At 52.3% G+C, this 14,670-nt stretch carries 19 protein-coding genes; all 19 read left to right on the top strand.

Annotation, left to right across the window (positions count from 1 at the left end; genetic code table 11):
- Position 1 precedes the first annotated feature (1 nt).
- Positions 2–4,159 carry a DNA-directed RNA polymerase subunit beta' gene (gene rpoC / locus GCD22_RS01975; RefSeq protein ID WP_081577454.1) on the top strand — a complete coding sequence of 1,386 codons (4,158 nt, stop codon included), beginning with the start codon at positions 2–4 and terminating at the stop codon, positions 4,157–4,159.
- A 109-nt stretch (positions 4,160–4,268) separates the two neighbouring features.
- Positions 4,269–4,640, top strand: coding sequence for a 30S ribosomal protein S12 (gene rpsL, locus GCD22_RS01980; protein ID WP_010641426.1), 372 nt, complete (start codon positions 4,269–4,271; stop codon positions 4,638–4,640).
- A gap of 26 nt (positions 4,641–4,666) precedes the next feature.
- Positions 4,667–5,137 carry a 30S ribosomal protein S7 gene (rpsG, locus tag GCD22_RS01985; RefSeq protein WP_010641428.1) on the top strand — a complete coding sequence of 157 codons (471 nt, stop codon included), beginning with the start codon at positions 4,667–4,669 and terminating at the stop codon, positions 5,135–5,137.
- Positions 5,138–5,169: 32 nt separating this feature from the next.
- Positions 5,170–7,269, top strand: coding sequence for an elongation factor G (gene fusA / locus GCD22_RS01990; RefSeq protein WP_010641430.1), 2,100 nt, complete (start codon positions 5,170–5,172; stop codon positions 7,267–7,269).
- A gap of 20 nt (positions 7,270–7,289) precedes the next feature.
- Complete coding sequence (gene tuf, locus GCD22_RS01995; protein ID WP_010639711.1) at positions 7,290–8,480, top strand: elongation factor Tu; 1,191 nt, start codon at positions 7,290–7,292, stop codon at positions 8,478–8,480.
- Positions 8,480–8,788 (top strand): 30S ribosomal protein S10, encoded by a 309-nt coding sequence (gene rpsJ, locus GCD22_RS02000; protein ID WP_012536086.1) that lies wholly within the window; start codon positions 8,480–8,482, stop codon positions 8,786–8,788. The genes tuf and rpsJ overlap by 1 nt, the downstream gene beginning before the upstream one ends.
- 19 nt (positions 8,789–8,807) lie before the next feature.
- Positions 8,808–9,440: a 50S ribosomal protein L3 gene (gene rplC, locus GCD22_RS02005; RefSeq protein WP_010639707.1), complete on the top strand. Its 633-nt coding sequence runs from the start codon at positions 8,808–8,810 to the stop codon at positions 9,438–9,440.
- Positions 9,441–9,450: 10 nt separating this feature from the next.
- Positions 9,451–10,068, top strand: a complete 618-nt coding sequence (gene rplD, locus GCD22_RS02010; RefSeq protein ID WP_010639705.1) for a 50S ribosomal protein L4 — start codon at positions 9,451–9,453, stop codon at positions 10,066–10,068.
- A complete protein-coding gene (gene rplW, locus GCD22_RS02015) occupies positions 10,065–10,358 on the top strand; it encodes a 50S ribosomal protein L23 (RefSeq protein WP_153940363.1) in 294 nt (97 codons plus the stop codon). The genes rplD and rplW overlap by 4 nt, the downstream gene beginning before the upstream one ends.
- Before the next feature lie 15 nt (positions 10,359–10,373).
- On the top strand, positions 10,374–11,198 hold the full coding sequence (gene rplB / locus GCD22_RS02020) for a 50S ribosomal protein L2 (protein WP_031573671.1): 825 nt from the start codon (positions 10,374–10,376) through the stop codon (positions 11,196–11,198).
- An 18-nt stretch (positions 11,199–11,216) separates the two neighbouring features.
- Entirely contained in the window at positions 11,217–11,492 is a 276-nt protein-coding gene (gene rpsS, locus GCD22_RS02025; RefSeq protein WP_010639699.1) for a 30S ribosomal protein S19, read from the top strand.
- Between the two features lie 11 nt (positions 11,493–11,503).
- Positions 11,504–11,836, top strand: a complete 333-nt coding sequence (gene rplV, locus GCD22_RS02030; protein ID WP_010639697.1) for a 50S ribosomal protein L22 — start codon at positions 11,504–11,506, stop codon at positions 11,834–11,836.
- Between the two features lie 11 nt (positions 11,837–11,847).
- Positions 11,848–12,510: a 30S ribosomal protein S3 gene (gene rpsC, locus GCD22_RS02035; protein WP_010639696.1), complete on the top strand. Its 663-nt coding sequence runs from the start codon at positions 11,848–11,850 to the stop codon at positions 12,508–12,510.
- A 12-nt stretch (positions 12,511–12,522) separates the two neighbouring features.
- Positions 12,523–12,939, top strand: a complete 417-nt coding sequence (gene rplP / locus GCD22_RS02040) for a 50S ribosomal protein L16 (RefSeq protein WP_010639694.1) — start codon at positions 12,523–12,525, stop codon at positions 12,937–12,939.
- Entirely contained in the window at positions 12,936–13,130 is a 195-nt protein-coding gene (rpmC, locus tag GCD22_RS02045; protein WP_031573675.1) for a 50S ribosomal protein L29, read from the top strand. The genes rplP and rpmC overlap by 4 nt, the downstream gene beginning before the upstream one ends.
- On the top strand, positions 13,130–13,405 hold the full coding sequence (gene rpsQ, locus GCD22_RS02050; RefSeq protein ID WP_010639691.1) for a 30S ribosomal protein S17: 276 nt from the start codon (positions 13,130–13,132) through the stop codon (positions 13,403–13,405). Before rpmC ends, rpsQ begins: the two co-directional genes overlap by 1 nt.
- Positions 13,402–13,770 carry a 50S ribosomal protein L14 gene (gene rplN, locus GCD22_RS02055; RefSeq protein WP_010639690.1) on the top strand — a complete coding sequence of 123 codons (369 nt, stop codon included), beginning with the start codon at positions 13,402–13,404 and terminating at the stop codon, positions 13,768–13,770. The genes rpsQ and rplN overlap by 4 nt, the downstream gene beginning before the upstream one ends.
- 9 nt (positions 13,771–13,779) lie before the next feature.
- Positions 13,780–14,100: a 50S ribosomal protein L24 gene (gene rplX / locus GCD22_RS02060; RefSeq protein ID WP_031573678.1), complete on the top strand. Its 321-nt coding sequence runs from the start codon at positions 13,780–13,782 to the stop codon at positions 14,098–14,100.
- A 14-nt stretch (positions 14,101–14,114) separates the two neighbouring features.
- Positions 14,115–14,657 carry a 50S ribosomal protein L5 gene (gene rplE, locus GCD22_RS02065; protein WP_010639686.1) on the top strand — a complete coding sequence of 181 codons (543 nt, stop codon included), beginning with the start codon at positions 14,115–14,117 and terminating at the stop codon, positions 14,655–14,657.
- The last annotated feature ends 13 nt before the right edge of the window (positions 14,658–14,670 follow it).

Genomic DNA, 14,670 nt, shown 5'->3' on the forward strand with positions numbered 1-14,670 from the left:
GTTGAAAGACTTACTGAAGCTCTTTAAACAAAACGATCAGCAAGAAGAATTTGATGCCATACGGATAGGTATTGCCTCTCCGGACAAGGTGCGTTCCTGGTCGTTTGGTGAAGTAAAAAAGCCTGAGACCATTAACTACCGGACTTTCAAGCCTGAGCGCGAAGGTTTGTTCTGTGCCAAGATTTTCGGCCCGATCAAGGACTACGAATGTCTTTGTGGCAAGTACAAGCGTCTCAAGCATCGTGGTGTGGTTTGCGAAAAATGTGGTGTGGAAGTCACCCAGGCGCGCGTGCGGCGTGAGCGTATGGGCCACATTGAGCTCGCCAGCCCGGTAGCGCATATCTGGTTCCTCAAGTCCTTGCCCAGTCGTATGGGTATGATTCTGGATATGCCATTACGGGATATCGAGCGCGTTCTGTATTTTGAGGCTTATGTGGTGGTAGACCCCGGTGTGACCGCGCTGGAACGTGGTCTGATCATGAGTGAAGACCAGTATCTGGATGCGCTCGAAGAACATGGTGACGAATTTGTCGCCAAGATGGGTGCAGAAGGTATTCGCGATCTGCTGCGCGGCATTCCACTGGTTCAGGAAATTGAACGTATCCGTAACGAACTGCGTGAAAGTAACTCGGACACCAAAACCAAAAAACTGAGCAAGCGTCTGAAAATTCTTGAAGGTTTTGAATCCTCGGGAAATCGCCCGGAATGGATGATCCTGGAAGTTTTGCCGGTACTGCCACCCGATCTGCGTCCTCTGGTGCCTTTGGATGGCGGTCGTTTTGCGACTTCGGATCTCAACGATTTATATCGTCGCGTTATTAACCGCAACAACCGTCTGAAGCGCCTGTTGGAATTGAAAGCGCCGGATATTATCGTGCGCAACGAAAAACGCATGTTGCAGGAAGCGGTTGATGCCCTTCTGGATAATGGTCGTCGTGGTCGCGCCATTTCCGGCCCCAACAAGCGTCCGCTCAAGTCCTTGGCAGATATGATCAAGGGTAAGCAGGGGCGTTTCCGCCAGAACCTGCTGGGTAAGCGGGTCGATTACTCCGGCCGTTCGGTCATTGTGGTTGGTCCCGAGTTGCGTCTGCATCAGTGCGGCCTTCCCAAGAAAATGGCGCTGGAGTTGTTCAAACCCTTTATTTTCAACAAGCTGGAAGAGCGCGGTTTGGCGACGACTATCAAGGCGGCCAAACGCTTGGTAGAGCAGGAAAAACCCGAGGTTTGGGATATTCTCGAAGAAGTCATTCGCGAACATCCGGTCATGCTGAACCGCGCCCCGACCCTGCACCGTCTGGGCATCCAGGCATTTGAACCGGTGTTGATCGAGGGCAAGGCCATTCAGTTGCATCCGCTGGTTTGTGCGGCCTACAACGCCGACTTTGACGGTGACCAGATGGCGGTCCATGTACCGCTGTCTTTGGAGGCGCAGCTCGAAGCCCGGACATTAATGATGTCCACCAATAACATTCTCAGTCCTGCCAATGGTGATCCGGTCATCGTGCCGTCACAGGATATTGTGCTGGGACTTTACTATGCCAGTCAGGAGCGTGCTGATGCCAAGGGTACCGGAGGCATGTTCTCCGATATTCGCGAAGTACGTAGGGCTTATGAAACTGGTCAGGTGGGACTCCATGCCCGCATCACGGTCCGTTTCCGGGGCGAGCGCATTGAAACTACCGCCGGACGCGCCCTGCTCGGCGATATTTTGCCCGAAGGGCTATCCTTCAGTGTCATCAACCGGGTGCTGAAGAAAAAAGTCATTGGCGAACTGATCAATACGTGTTACCGCACCCTGGGAATCAAGGACACCGTCATTTTTGCGGACCAGCTGATGTACACCGGCTTCCGTATGGCGACCCGCGCGGGCATTTCTTTCGGTGCCGGCGATATGGTGACCCCGCAGGAGAAGGAAGGAATTCTCAGCCGCTCCGAAGACGAGGTGAAAGCCATCCAGGCCCAATATACGTCTGGCCTGGTCACCGAGGGTGAACGTTACAATAAAGTCGTCGATATCTGGTCAAGAGCCACCGATGAAGTGGCGAAAGCCATGATGGATCGGGTCAGCAAGGAAACCGTTGAACTTCCAGACGGCAGCAAGGTGCAACAGGATTCGTTTAATTCCATCTTCATGATGGCGGATTCCGGAGCGCGTGGTTCTGCGGCCCAGATTCGTCAGTTGGCCGGAATGCGCGGCCTGATGGCCAAGCCGGATGGCTCCATCATTGAAACGCCCATCACCGCCAACTTCCGTGAAGGACTCAACGTTCTCCAGTACTTCATCTCGACCCATGGCGCACGTAAGGGACTGGCGGATACGGCGCTGAAAACCGCAAACTCCGGTTACCTGACCCGCAGATTGGTGGACGTAACCCAGGATCTGGTGGTGGTTGAACGCGATTGTGGATCGGAAGAAGGTCTGCCCATGACCTCGCTGGTGGAAGGTGGCGAAGTCATCGAACCCTTGCGCGACCGGGTGCTCGGTCGGGTGCTTTCCGAAGATCTTCTGCATCCGAATACCGGGGAGATTGTCATCCCCCGCAATACCATGTTGGCGGAGCAGCATTTGGGCCAGCTTGACGCACTGGGTGTGGATGCATTGAAGGTACGATCACCGCTCACCTGTCATTCACGGCACGGGGTTTGTGCCCTGTGTTATGGACGTGATCTGGCCCGAGGTCATCTGGTGAACGCAGGCGAAGCAGTTGGCGTCATCGCTGCGCAATCCATTGGCGAACCGGGTACCCAGTTGACCATGCGAACTTTCCATATTGGTGGTGCCGCCAGTCGTTCTGCTGCGCAAAGCAGTCTGGATGTGAAGCAGGGTGGCGTATTCCATTATCAGTCGAACTTGCGCATTGTAACGCACTCCAGTGGTCGTCACGTCGTTGTCGGTCGTAACGGTGAAGTGACCGTGACAGACGAACAGGGTCGTGAAAAAGAACGTTACAAAATGCCTTACGGCGCGACATTACTCGTCAATGATAATACTCCGGTGACGGCTGGTATGCGGGTTGCTGAATGGGATCCGCATACGCGTCCGATTGTCAGCGAGGTAGGCGGTAGAATATCACTGAAAGATGCTGTAGAAGGTGCCAGTGTCGCTATTCAGACCGATGAAATAACCGGTCTGTCGACCTTGATGGTCATTGATACGAAACAGCGTCCACCGCAGGGTCGGGATTTGCGACCGGTCATTGGCATCCTTGATGAAAAGGGCCAAGACCTCAAATTGCCGGGAACCGACTTGCCGGCACGTTATTTCCTGCCCGCCAGAGCGATTATTGCGGTACAGGAAGGGATGGAGATATTCCCGGGCGACATTTTGGCCCGTCTGCCCGCCGGTACCACGAAAACCCGTGATATTACCGGTGGTTTGCCACGTGTGGCCGAGTTGTTTGAAGCCCGTCGTCCCAAGGACTTTGCGATTATTGCGGAGCACGAAGGCATTGTCGGTTTTGGCAAGGATACCAAGGGTAAGCAGCGCCTCATCATTACCGACGAAAACGCTGAACAGCATGAATATCTCATTCCCAAGGGCCGTCACGTTACGGTGTACGAAGGGGAGCGTGTTGTTCCCGGTGAGCAATTGGTAGAAGGTCAGCCAGTACCCCATGACATCTTGCGGGTGTTGGGTGTCCAGGCGCTTGCCAATTACATTGTCGACGAAGTGCAGGACGTCTATCGCTTACAGGGTGTGCGTATTAACGACAAACACATTGAAGTGATTCTGCGCCAGATGCTGCGGCGGGTAGAGGTGACTTCCAGTGGGGACGGAACCTTTATTACAGGCGACCAGGTGGATCGGGCCCGGGTTGAAGATGAAAATGCCCAGTTGGAGCGGGATGGCAAGGAACCGGCGCGCTTTAAGCCGATGCTGCTCGGTATTACCAAGGCCAGTTTGTCCACCGAGTCCTTTATTTCAGCGGCCAGTTTCCAGGAAACCACGCGTGTACTAACCGAAGCAGCGGTGTCAGGAAAGCTGGATGACCTGCGTGGCCTCAAGGAAAACGTCATTGTCGGTCGTCTGGTTCCCGCCGGCACCGGGCTTGCCTACCATGAACATCGCCGCCGTCTGAATCGTGGCGAAGTGTTGGCGACTGCTGGGGAATCATCGTCTAATGCTGCAGAAGCCTTGCTGAACAGCGAAAATCGGTAATTTTGTAAGGTATGTCCGAGGTTTGCCTTGACAGTCAGGGCAAGCCTCACTAGAATGCGCCCTCTCATCGGTGAGGCTGGGTGCCATCATCGTACTCTGGAGATTGTAAATGCCCACATTAAATCAACTCGTGCGCAAGCCACGCAAGCGGCCTGTCGCCAAAAGTAAGGTGCCAGCCCTGGATGCCAATCCACAAAAACGTGGAGTTTGTACCCGTGTTTACACCACGACGCCTAAAAAGCCGAACTCGGCATTGCGTAAGGTCGCCCGTGTGCGTCTCACGAATGGTTTTGAGGTAAGTAGCTATATTCCTGGTGAAGGTCATAACCTGCAGGAGCACTCGGTGGTACTCATCCGGGGTGGTCGTGTGAAGGATTTGCCCGGCGTTCGTTATCATATTGTGCGTGGTACCCTGGATACCGCTGGCGTGAAAAACCGCAAGCAGTCCCGCTCCAAGTACGGCGCCAAGCGTCCCAAATAAGCAAAGATTGAAGGAGTTGTTGCGCCATGCCCAGACGTCGTGAAGTCCCCAAGCGGATTGTTCTCCCGGATCCCAAGTATAAAGAAGAAGTCATCGCCAAATTTGCGAATGTCATGATGCGTGACGGCAAAAAAAGCACGGCGGAAAAAATTGTCTACGGTGCCCTTGAAATGGTTGCGGAGCGCAGTAAAAGTGATGCTCTGGAAGTATTTCGCAAGGCCATTGACAATGTCCGTCCGGTCGTCGAAGTCAAAAGTCGTCGCGTCGGCGGTGCTACTTATCAGGTGCCGGTAGAAATTCGTTCCGACCGGAGAATGGCTTTGGCCATGCGCTGGCTGCGTGATTCAGCGCGCAAGCGGAATGAAAAATCCATGGGCAACCGTCTCGCCGCCGAGATTCTTGAGGCAGCAGAGAATCGTGGAAACGCAGTTCGCAAGCGTGAAGAAACCCATCGTATGGCAGAAGCCAACAAGGCCTTTGCGCATTTCCGTTGGTAATTGATCGGCCTCTCACCCAAAAGGACTAAACTGTGGCTCGCACGACCCCCATTGAACGTTATCGCAATATCGGCATTATGGCGCATATTGATGCCGGCAAAACGACTACCACTGAACGTATCTTATTTTACACAGGCGTGTCTCATAAGATTGGTGAGGTGCATGAGGGTACTGCCGTTATGGACTGGATGGCTCAGGAACAGGAGCGCGGCATTACCATTACTTCTGCCGCAACGACCTGTTTCTGGAAAGGTATGGATGGACAGCGTGCGGAACATCGCATCAATATCATTGATACCCCCGGACACGTAGACTTCACCATTGAAGTGGAGCGTTCGTTGCGCGTCCTCGACGGCGCTATGGCGGTTTTCTGCGCAGTGGGCGGTGTGCAGCCCCAGTCCGAAACGGTATGGCGTCAGGCTAATAAATACAAGGTCCCGCGCATTGCTTTTGTGAACAAAATGGATCGTCAGGGTGCCAACTTCAAGCGGGTAGTCGAGCAAATTGCAACCAAGTTGAAAGGGAACCCGGTTCCGGTCCAGTTGCCCATCGGTGAAGAAGACCGTTTCAGTGGTGTCATCGATTTGATGAAAATGAAGTCCATCAACTGGGATGATGCCCTTCAAGGGACGCGCTTTACTGAAGAAGAAATTCCTGCAGACCTGCGTGAAGAAGCTGAAGCCGCCCGTCACTTCATGATTGAAGCCATTGCTGACGCGGATGAAGAAGTCATGATGAAATATCTGGAAGGGGAGGAAATCTCCATCCCAGAGCTTCAGGCTGCTTTGCGCAAGGCGACCATTGCTGGCGTAACCGTTCCGGTTCTGTGCGGCAGTGCTTTCAAAAACAAAGGTGTACAGGCTGCATTAGATGCAGTTTTAGATTACTTGCCTTCGCCTGTAGATATTGAGGCAGTAGTTGGCACGGATCCGGATTCCGGCGCGCAAATTGTACGTTCTGCCGATGATGAAGCGCCATTTTCTGCACTGGCATTCAAAATTGCTACAGATCCATTTGTGGGCCAGCTGACCTTCTTCCGGGTGTATTCAGGCGTTCTGACAGCTGGCTCCACGGTATTGAACCCGGGTCGCAATCAAAAAGAACGTATTGGTCGTGTGCTCCAGATGCATGCTAATGAGCGTCATGAAATCAAGGAAGTTTTGGCAGGTGATATTGCTGCTGCAGTAGGTTTGAAAACTGCCTATACCGGTGACACCCTCTGTGATCTCAATAAACCTATTTCGCTTGAACAGATGGAATTCCCTGAGCCGGTCATTCATGTTGCTGTCGAGCCCAAAACCAAGGCCGATCAGGAAAAAATGGGCATTGCCCTGGGTAAGTTGGCTCAGGAAGATCCCTCCTTCCGGGTGCGTACTGATCAGGAATCAGGACAGACGATTATTTCCGGTATGGGCGAGCTTCATCTTGAAATCATTGTAGATCGTATGAAACGCGAGTTTAACGTCGAAGCCACGGTGGGTGCGCCTCAGGTCGCTTATCGTGAGACAATCCGCAAGACCGTAGAGGCTGAAGGTAAGTTTGTCCGTCAGTCTGGTGGTCGCGGTCAGTATGGTCATGTCTGGTTGCGTCTGGAACCTTTGGAACCCGGAACCGGATTTAGTTTCGAAAATGGTGTGGTTGGCGGTACGGTTCCCAAAGAATTTATCGGACCTACGCAAAAAGGTGTTGAAGAAGCCCTCGAAAATGGTATTATCGCCGGCTTCCCGGTAGTGGACGTCAAGGTAACCATTTTTGACGGTTCTTATCATGACGTCGACTCATCAGAAGCTGCATTTAAAATAGCAGGGTCCATGGGTTTCAAAGCCGGTGCAGCAAAAGCCAATCCAGTGCTGTTAGAGCCTATTTTTGCAGTGGAAGTGGTGACGCCGGAAGAATACATGGGTGATATCATCGGTGATATCAATAGTCGTCGCGGCATGATGCAGGGTATGGAAGACGAAGCCGGTGCCAAGGTCATTCGTTGTGAAGTGCCGCTGTCGGAAATGTTTGGTTATGCAACGACGGTCCGTTCATTGTCACAGGGGCGTGCCACCTACACCATGCAGTTTGAGAAGTATATGGAAGTCCCCGGCCATGTGGCCGAGGCCATTGTCAAGAAAAGTCAGCGCTAGTCGTAACGGGAGAGTTCAAGATGTCCAAAGGGAAATTTGAGCGGACGAAGCCGCATGTAAACGTGGGAACGATTGGTCACGTGGACCATGGTAAGACCACATTAACGGCGGCGCTGACGAAGGTGCTGTCGACGAAGTTTGGTGGAGAAGTACGGGCCTATGATCAGATTGACAACGCGCCGGAAGAACGGGCGCGTGGCATCACGATCGCGACCTCACACGTCGAGTATGAGACGGAAGCGCGTCACTATGCTCATGTGGACTGCCCCGGACACGCCGACTACGTCAAGAACATGATCACCGGAGCGGCGCAGATGGATGGTGCCATTCTGGTCTGTTCAGCGGCGGACGGCCCCATGCCGCAGACGCGTGAACACATCCTGCTGGCCCGTCAGGTGGGCGTACCTTTCATTGTCGTGTTCCTGAACAAGGCTGACATGGTGGATGACGCCGAACTGCTTGAGCTGGTCGAAATGGAAGTCCGCGAACTGCTGTCCAAGTATGATTTCCCGGGAGACGATATCCCGGTCGTCATTGGCTCCGCCCTGAAGGCCCTGGAAGGCGATCAGAGCGACATCGGCGAACCTGCTATTTTCAAACTGGCAGACGCCCTGGACAGCTACATTCCGCTGCCTGAGCGTCCGGTTGACAAGCCCTTCCTGATGCCGATCGAAGACGTCTTCTCGATTTCCGGACGTGGCACCGTGGTCACCGGGCGTATTGAGCGTGGAATTGTCAAGGTTGGTGATGAAATTGAAATCATCGGCATCCGCGACACCGCCAAGAGCATTGTGACCGGTGTGGAAATGTTCCGGAAGATATTGGATCAGGGGCAGGCTGGCGACAACGTCGGCGTGTTGCTGCGTGGCACCAAGAAAGACGACGTGGAGCGTGGACAGGTATTGGCCAAGCCCGGCAGCATCAAGCCGCACACCCGTTTTGAAGCGGAAGTGTATGTCCTGTCGAAAGAAGAAGGCGGCCGTCATACTCCGTTTTTCAATGGTTACCGTCCGCAGTTTTACTTCCGCACCACGGACGTAACCGGTGCGGTGGAATTGCCGGAAGGTGTAGAGATGGTGATGCCTGGTGACAACGTGTTGTTTAAGGTTGCCCTGATTGCCCCGATTGCGATGGAAGAAGGCTTGCGCTTTGCGGTACGTGAAGGCGGCCGTACGGTGGGTGCCGGCGTCGTTTCCAAGGTGGTCGAATAATGGACAGTTCAAAAATTCGTATTCGCTTGAAATCATACGATTACCGCATGCTGGATATTTCTGCAGCAGAAATCGTTGAAACAGCCCGGCGGACCGGGGCTCGGGTATGCGGTCCTATTCCTCTGCCCACCAAAATCGAGCGCTTCACGGTGTTGCGTTCACCCCATGTGGATAAGAACGCCCGGGATCAGTTTGAACAGCGGACTCATAAGCGCTTGCTCGATATTCTCGATCCCAATGATAAAACCGTAGATGCGCTGATCAAGCTGGATCTTGCAGCGGGTGTCGACGTCGAGATCAAGCTGTAATTTTAGAAAGGACAAGAAAATGGTAATGGGTCTGATCGGACGGAAAGTAGGTATGACGCGCATCATTTCTGATGATGGACGGGTTTTGCCGGTTACCGTCATTCATGTGGCACCGAACAAGGTGACCCAGATTAAAGATATCGCCACTGATGGTTACTGTGCCGTACAGGTGGCCTGCGGTGAACGTCGTCCCCAAAGGGTAACGTCTGCACTGGCAGGACACTTCCGTAAAAGTGGTGTAGTCCCCGGCCGCTTGCTGAGAGAGTTCCGGGTTGAAGATACCGGGGCATACAGCAGTGGTAGTGAGATTGGTCTTGATGTGTTTACTGCTGGTCAAAAGGTCGATGTAACTGGAACCAGCAAAGGTAAAGGATTTGCTGGGGCCATCAAGCGTCATAATTTCCGGAGTAATCGCGCCAGTCATGGTAACTCACGGGCGCACAATGCACCGGGCTCCATTGGTTGTCGGCAGACACCTGGTCGGGTATTCAAGGGCAAGAAGATGGCTGGACATTTAGGTGATGAACAGGTCACTACGCTGAACCTTGAATTGGTGCGCATTGATGAAGCTCGGCATTTGCTGATGATCAAAGGTGCTGTTCCTGGTGCACGCGATGGTGATGTCATCGTGCGTCCTGCAGTGCGCGGTTAGGAGAGAGAATATGCAAGTCCAAAGTCTGGAAATTGCCAGCGGCAAAAACAGTCCGGTTGAAATTGCCGACGGTGTTTTTGACGTTCCCTACAACGAAGCGCTGTTGCACCAGGTGGTTGTAGCGCAAATGGCTGGCATGCGGGCTGCAACTGCGCACCAGAAGAATCGTTCTGCTGTGCGCGGTGGTGGTCGTAAACCCTGGAAGCAAAAGGGTACCGGTCGTGCGCGCGCTGGTACAACGCGCAGCCCAATCTGGCGTGGTGGTGGTCGGGTGTTCCCTGCTGGTGGTGAAAACTATCATCAAAAGGTCAATAAAAAGATGTGGGCAGGTGCCATGCGTACTGTCCTGGCAGAGTTGTTGCGCCAGGGTCGGTTACAGATTATTCAGCAGGAAGATTTTTCCGAAGCACGCAGTAAAAACGCGCGTGAGTGGATTGATCAGGCCGGTGGTACGGATTTTCTCCTGGTCATGGGTGAAGTGCCAGTCAATTTATTCTTAAGCTTGCGCAATTTTCCGAGAGTCGGTATTGCCGGCTGGCAGGATATCGGTCCTGCAGATCTTCTCCAATATGGCCGTGTGCTGATGGATCAGGACGCAGTCATGAAATTAGGTGAGGTGTACGGATGAACGCAGAACGTAAATATCTGGTCCTTTTGGCCCCGGTTATCAGCGAAAAAAGCACCATGGTGCAGCAGAAGACGAACCAGTTTGTATTCAAAGTGGCGCGCGACTCTACCAAACTTGAAATCAAGTCAGCTGTTGAAAAACTATTTGAAGTTCAGGTGTTGTCTGTTCAAACCTGCAATTACTTGGGCAAGGAAAAGCGTATGGGACGACACGTTGGCCGCCGCTCTTCCTGGAAAAAGGCTTATGTACGTCTGGCCGAAGGCAACAGCATTGACTACGGCGTGGCCTGAGGAAAGGATCTAAAAATGGCATTGATTAAAACCAAACCCACCTCCGCAGGTCGACGTTTTGTCGTTAAGAGCGTAGATACGCGTCTGCACAAAGGGGACCCGTATCCGACGTTGGTGGAATCGCAATCACATAGTGGCGGCCGCAATAATCATGGGCGAATCACCCGACGTCACCAAGGTGGTGGGCACAAGTCACACTATCGCCTTATTGATTTTAAGCGCAATAAATTTGACGTTCCCGGTAAAGTGGAACGTATGGAGTACGATCCCAATCGTTCGGCGCATATAGCACTTGTTTGCTATGTTGATGGAGAACGTCGTTACATTCTGGCCACCAAAGGAATGAATGTCGGTGACGCCATTCTTTCGGCTGAGCAAACGCCGATCAAGCCCGGCAACTGTATGCCTCTGCGCGGTATCCCGGTAGGTTCGGTAGTGCACAATATTGAAATGCGTCCGGGCAAGGGTGGTCAGATTGCCCGGTCGGCAGGTGCATCGGCTCAGCTCATGGCGCGTGATGGAGAATATGCTCAGTTACGTTTGCGCTCTGGTGAAGTGCGTCGAATTCATGTATCCTGCCGCGCTACCATTGGTGAGGTCGGTAATGAAGAACACGGATCTCAGCAGTTGGGTAAGGCTGGTGCCACACGTTGGCGGGGTGTTCGCCCAACCGTACGAGGTGTGGTTATGAACCCGGTAGATCACCCCCACGGTGGTGGTGAAGGTCGTACTTCCGGTGGTCGGCATCCGGTTTCACCTTGGGGGCAACCGACCAAGGGTTATCGTACCCGTAAAAACAAGCGTACAAGCAATATGATTGTACGACGTCGTTCGCGTTAGTGGTTAAGGGGATTTGACGTGCCACGTTCCATTAAAAAAGGTCCGTTCATTGATGAACATCTGGACCGTAAAGTACAAAGTGCACAGGCGAGTAGTAGCCGGCGTCCGATCAAAACATGGTCGCGTCGTTCCACTATTACCCCTGATTTCATCGGTCTGACCATCAGTGTACATAATGGTCGTCAGCATATTCCTGTTGTGGTCAACGAGAACATGGTTGGCCATAAGCTCGGTGAATTTGCACTGACACGGACCTTCAAAGGTCACGTGGCTGACAAAAAAGCCAAGCGATAAAGGGGAATCAGATGAAATCATCAGCTGTACTTAAAGGACTGCAGATGTCTCCCCAAAAAGCGCGACTGGTTGCTGACCTGGTGCGCGGCAAACCGGTAGACAAGGCGTTGGAGATTTTGCAGTTTACCAACAAGAAAGCAGCATTGCCCATTCGGAAATGTCTCGAATCAGCAATTGCTAATGCAGAAAACAATGAAGGTGCCGATGTGGACGCCCTTTTCGTCGAACAGATTCTGATTGACGGTGGTGCGGTGCTGAAGCGCTTTGCGGCCCGGGCAAAAGGTCGGGGCTCACGGATCCTGAAACGGACCAGCCATATCACGATTGTGGTCGCAGAGAGTTAACTGAGGAAGCTATGGGACAAAAAACCAATCCAGTCGGACTGCGTCTGGGAATCATTAAGAATTGGAACTCCCGTTGGTACGGGAAGGGCGATTTCCAGGAAAAGTTGCTGGAAGATATTAAAATCCGCCAGTTCATTCGTGAGAGACTTTCCGGTGGAGCTGTTTCCGATATCATTATCGAACGTCCTGCACGGAGTGCGCGTATCACAGTTCATACTGCGCGCCCTGGTATCGTTATCGGTAAAAAGGGCGAAGACATCGAAAAGTTACGTCACGATGTGCAAAAGCGCATGGGCGTTCCGGTTCATATTAATGTCGAAGAAATTCGTAAGCCCGAATTGGATGCGCAGCTGGTTGCTGAAAGTGTTGCACAACAGCTGGAACGCCGAATCATGTTCCGTCGGGCGATGAAAAGAGCCGTTACCAATGCCATGCGTTTCGGAGCACTGGGTATGCGCATTAATTGTGCCGGTCGATTGGGTGGTGCAGAAATTGCTCGTACTGAATGGTATCGGGAAGGGCGGGTGCCTTTGCACACCCTGCGGGCCGATATTGATTACGGTTTTGCTGAGGCGAAAACCACCTACGGTATTATTGGTGTCAAGGTATGGATTTTTAAGGGCGAAATTCTGGAATGGAGCACGGTACAAAATACCGGTGCTCACCAGAAGTAACGGGAGCTTCAGATGCTGCAGCCTAAACGTACGAAATTTCGTAAACAACACAAGGGACGCAATCGCGGCATAGCGACGCGTGGGAGTAAGGTAAGCTTTGGCGAATTTGGCCTTAAAGCCATTGGCCGGGGCAGAATTACTGCGCGTCAGTTGGAAGCCGCACGGCGTGCCATTAGTCGTCATGTAAAACGTGGCGGTCGGATCTGGATCCGTATTTTCCCTGACAAGCCCATCAGTAAAAAGCCGGCAGAAGTCCGGATGGGTAAAGGTAAAGGTAACCCTGAGTATTGGGTGGCGCTGATCCAGCCTGGTAAAGTTCTTTATGAAATGGAAGGTGTCAGTGAGGAAGTGGCCCGTGAAGCTTTCGCTTTGGGTGCGGCCAAACTTCCAGTGCAGACCGTATTTGTAAGTCGGCGGGTGATGGGATGAAAGCGCAAGAAATACAAAAACTGGATCTGGCCGGCTGCCAGACTGAACTCATGCAATTGCTGGAAGAGCAGTTCAAGTTACGCATGCAGCATGCTACTGGTCAGCTCGCCAAGACCACCCGTTTGCGTACAGTGCGCAGAGATATTGCCCGTGTGCGTACAGCGATTAGTGCCAAGAAGGGAGTGCAGTGATGAGTGAAGTAAAAAATCCCCGTAGTCTCGTTGGCACTGTTGTTAGCGACCGTATGGATAAAACTATTGTTGTTCTGGTCGAAAGACGTATCCAGCATCCGCTTTACAAAAAGTATATTCGTCGTTCCAAAAAGTTTCATGCGCACGACGCTGATAATGCCTGCCACATTGGTGACACGGTAAAAATTGAAGAATGTCGGCCTTTGTCTAAAACCAAAAGCTGGCGCCTGGTGAATGTGCTCAGCCAGGGTGTTGTCGAAGGAGATAACGCATGATTCAGATGCAGACTAGATTAAGCGTCGCGGACAACAGTGGTGCGCGGGAAGTGATGTGCATCAAGGTTCTCGGCGGCTCGCACAGGCGTTATGCGGACATTGGCGATGTTATCAAGGTCAGCATCAAGGACGCAGTGCCTCGTGGTAAGGTCAAAAAGGGCGATGTTTACAATGCCCTGGTCGTCCGTACTCGCAAAGGCGTTCGTCGTGAGGATGGTTCCTTGATTCGCTTTGATACCAATGCAGCGGTGCTGCTTAACAATCAGTTACAGCCTATTGGTACGCGTATTTTTGGACCGGTAACCCGTGAATTGCGCGGGGCTAATTTCATGAAAATAATTTCGTTAGCGCCAGAAGTGCTGTAGGGGATGACCATGTTGAAGTTGCGTAAGGATGATGAAGTCGTGATTCTGGCCGGTAAGGACAAAGGTAAGCGCGGTAAGGTGCTGAAAGTTCTTCGTAGCGAATCACGGGTGCTGGTGGAGAAGGTGAACATGATCAAGCGTCACGTTCGTCCTGATCGTATGGGCAAGCCTGGTGGCATTGTCGAAAAAGAAGCGCCACTTCATATTTCCAATGTGGCTATTTTCAATGCTGCTGCGGGAACTGCAGACAGAGTTGGTTATAAAACGCAGGAAGGCGAACGTAAGGTTCGGGTTTTCAAGAGCAGCGGCGAAGTTATCAGCGGCCGTTAAGGGTAAAATATAAAATGGAAGCACGTTTACATACTTTGTACAAAAGCGCCATCGCCCCCAAGCTGATGCAGGATTTCGGTTATCAAAGCGTGATGGAAGTACCCAAAATTCTCAAAATCACCTTGAATATGGGTGTGGGCGAAGCAGTTGGTGACAAGAAGATTCTTGAAGCCGCCGTTGGTGACATGACTAAAATTGCGGGTCAGAAGCCGGTAGTTACCCGTGCCCGTAAATCGGTTGCTGCTTTTAAAATTCGGGATGGTTATCCAATTGGTTGCATGGTGACTTTGCGAGGTCTGGTCATGTATGAGTTTCTCGATCGCCTGGTAACAGTAGCTATTCCCCGCATTCGCGATTTCCGTGGTCTGTCACCAAAATCTTTTGATGGCCGTGGTAACTACACCTTGGGTGTGAAAGAACAAATCATATTCCCTGAAATTGAATATGATAAAATTGATCGTTTGCGCGGGTTGGACGTGGTGTTCACTACCACCGCCAAGAATGATGAAGAGGGCCTTGGGCTGTTAAAAGCCTTCAAGATGCCCTTCCGGCCTTGAAGGGAGTTTGACG

Origin of the sequence: Acidithiobacillus thiooxidans ATCC 19377 (assembly GCF_009662475.1) — a bacterium.
Lineage (GTDB): Bacteria > Pseudomonadota > Gammaproteobacteria > Acidithiobacillales > Acidithiobacillaceae > Acidithiobacillus > Acidithiobacillus thiooxidans.

Bases quoted from the DNA above. Each gene is read 5' to 3' on its own strand.
- rplP (WP_010639694.1), top strand. From the start codon at position 12,523: ATGCTGCAGCCTAAACGTACGAAATTTCGTAAACAACACAAGGGACGC.
- rpsQ (WP_010639691.1), top strand. From the start codon at position 13,130: ATGAGTGAAGTAAAAAATCCCCGTAGTCTCGTTGGCACTGTTGTTAGC.
- rpsG (WP_010641428.1), top strand. From the start codon at position 4,667: ATGCCCAGACGTCGTGAAGTCCCCAAGCGGATTGTTCTCCCGGATCCC.
- rplB (WP_031573671.1), top strand. From the start codon at position 10,374: ATGGCATTGATTAAAACCAAACCCACCTCCGCAGGTCGACGTTTTGTC.
- rpmC (WP_031573675.1), top strand. From the start codon at position 12,936: ATGAAAGCGCAAGAAATACAAAAACTGGATCTGGCCGGCTGCCAGACT.
- tuf (WP_010639711.1), top strand. From the start codon at position 7,290: ATGTCCAAAGGGAAATTTGAGCGGACGAAGCCGCATGTAAACGTGGGA.
- rpsC (WP_010639696.1), top strand. From the start codon at position 11,848: ATGGGACAAAAAACCAATCCAGTCGGACTGCGTCTGGGAATCATTAAG.
- rpsJ (WP_012536086.1), top strand. From the start codon at position 8,480: ATGGACAGTTCAAAAATTCGTATTCGCTTGAAATCATACGATTACCGC.
- rplX (WP_031573678.1), top strand. From the start codon at position 13,780: ATGTTGAAGTTGCGTAAGGATGATGAAGTCGTGATTCTGGCCGGTAAG.
- rplE (WP_010639686.1), top strand. From the start codon at position 14,115: ATGGAAGCACGTTTACATACTTTGTACAAAAGCGCCATCGCCCCCAAG.
- rplN (WP_010639690.1), top strand. From the start codon at position 13,402: ATGATTCAGATGCAGACTAGATTAAGCGTCGCGGACAACAGTGGTGCG.
- rplD (WP_010639705.1), top strand. From the start codon at position 9,451: ATGCAAGTCCAAAGTCTGGAAATTGCCAGCGGCAAAAACAGTCCGGTT.
- rplW (WP_153940363.1), top strand. From the start codon at position 10,065: ATGAACGCAGAACGTAAATATCTGGTCCTTTTGGCCCCGGTTATCAGC.
- rplV (WP_010639697.1), top strand. From the start codon at position 11,504: ATGAAATCATCAGCTGTACTTAAAGGACTGCAGATGTCTCCCCAAAAA.
- rplC (WP_010639707.1), top strand. From the start codon at position 8,808: ATGGTAATGGGTCTGATCGGACGGAAAGTAGGTATGACGCGCATCATT.
- rpsL (WP_010641426.1), top strand. From the start codon at position 4,269: ATGCCCACATTAAATCAACTCGTGCGCAAGCCACGCAAGCGGCCTGTC.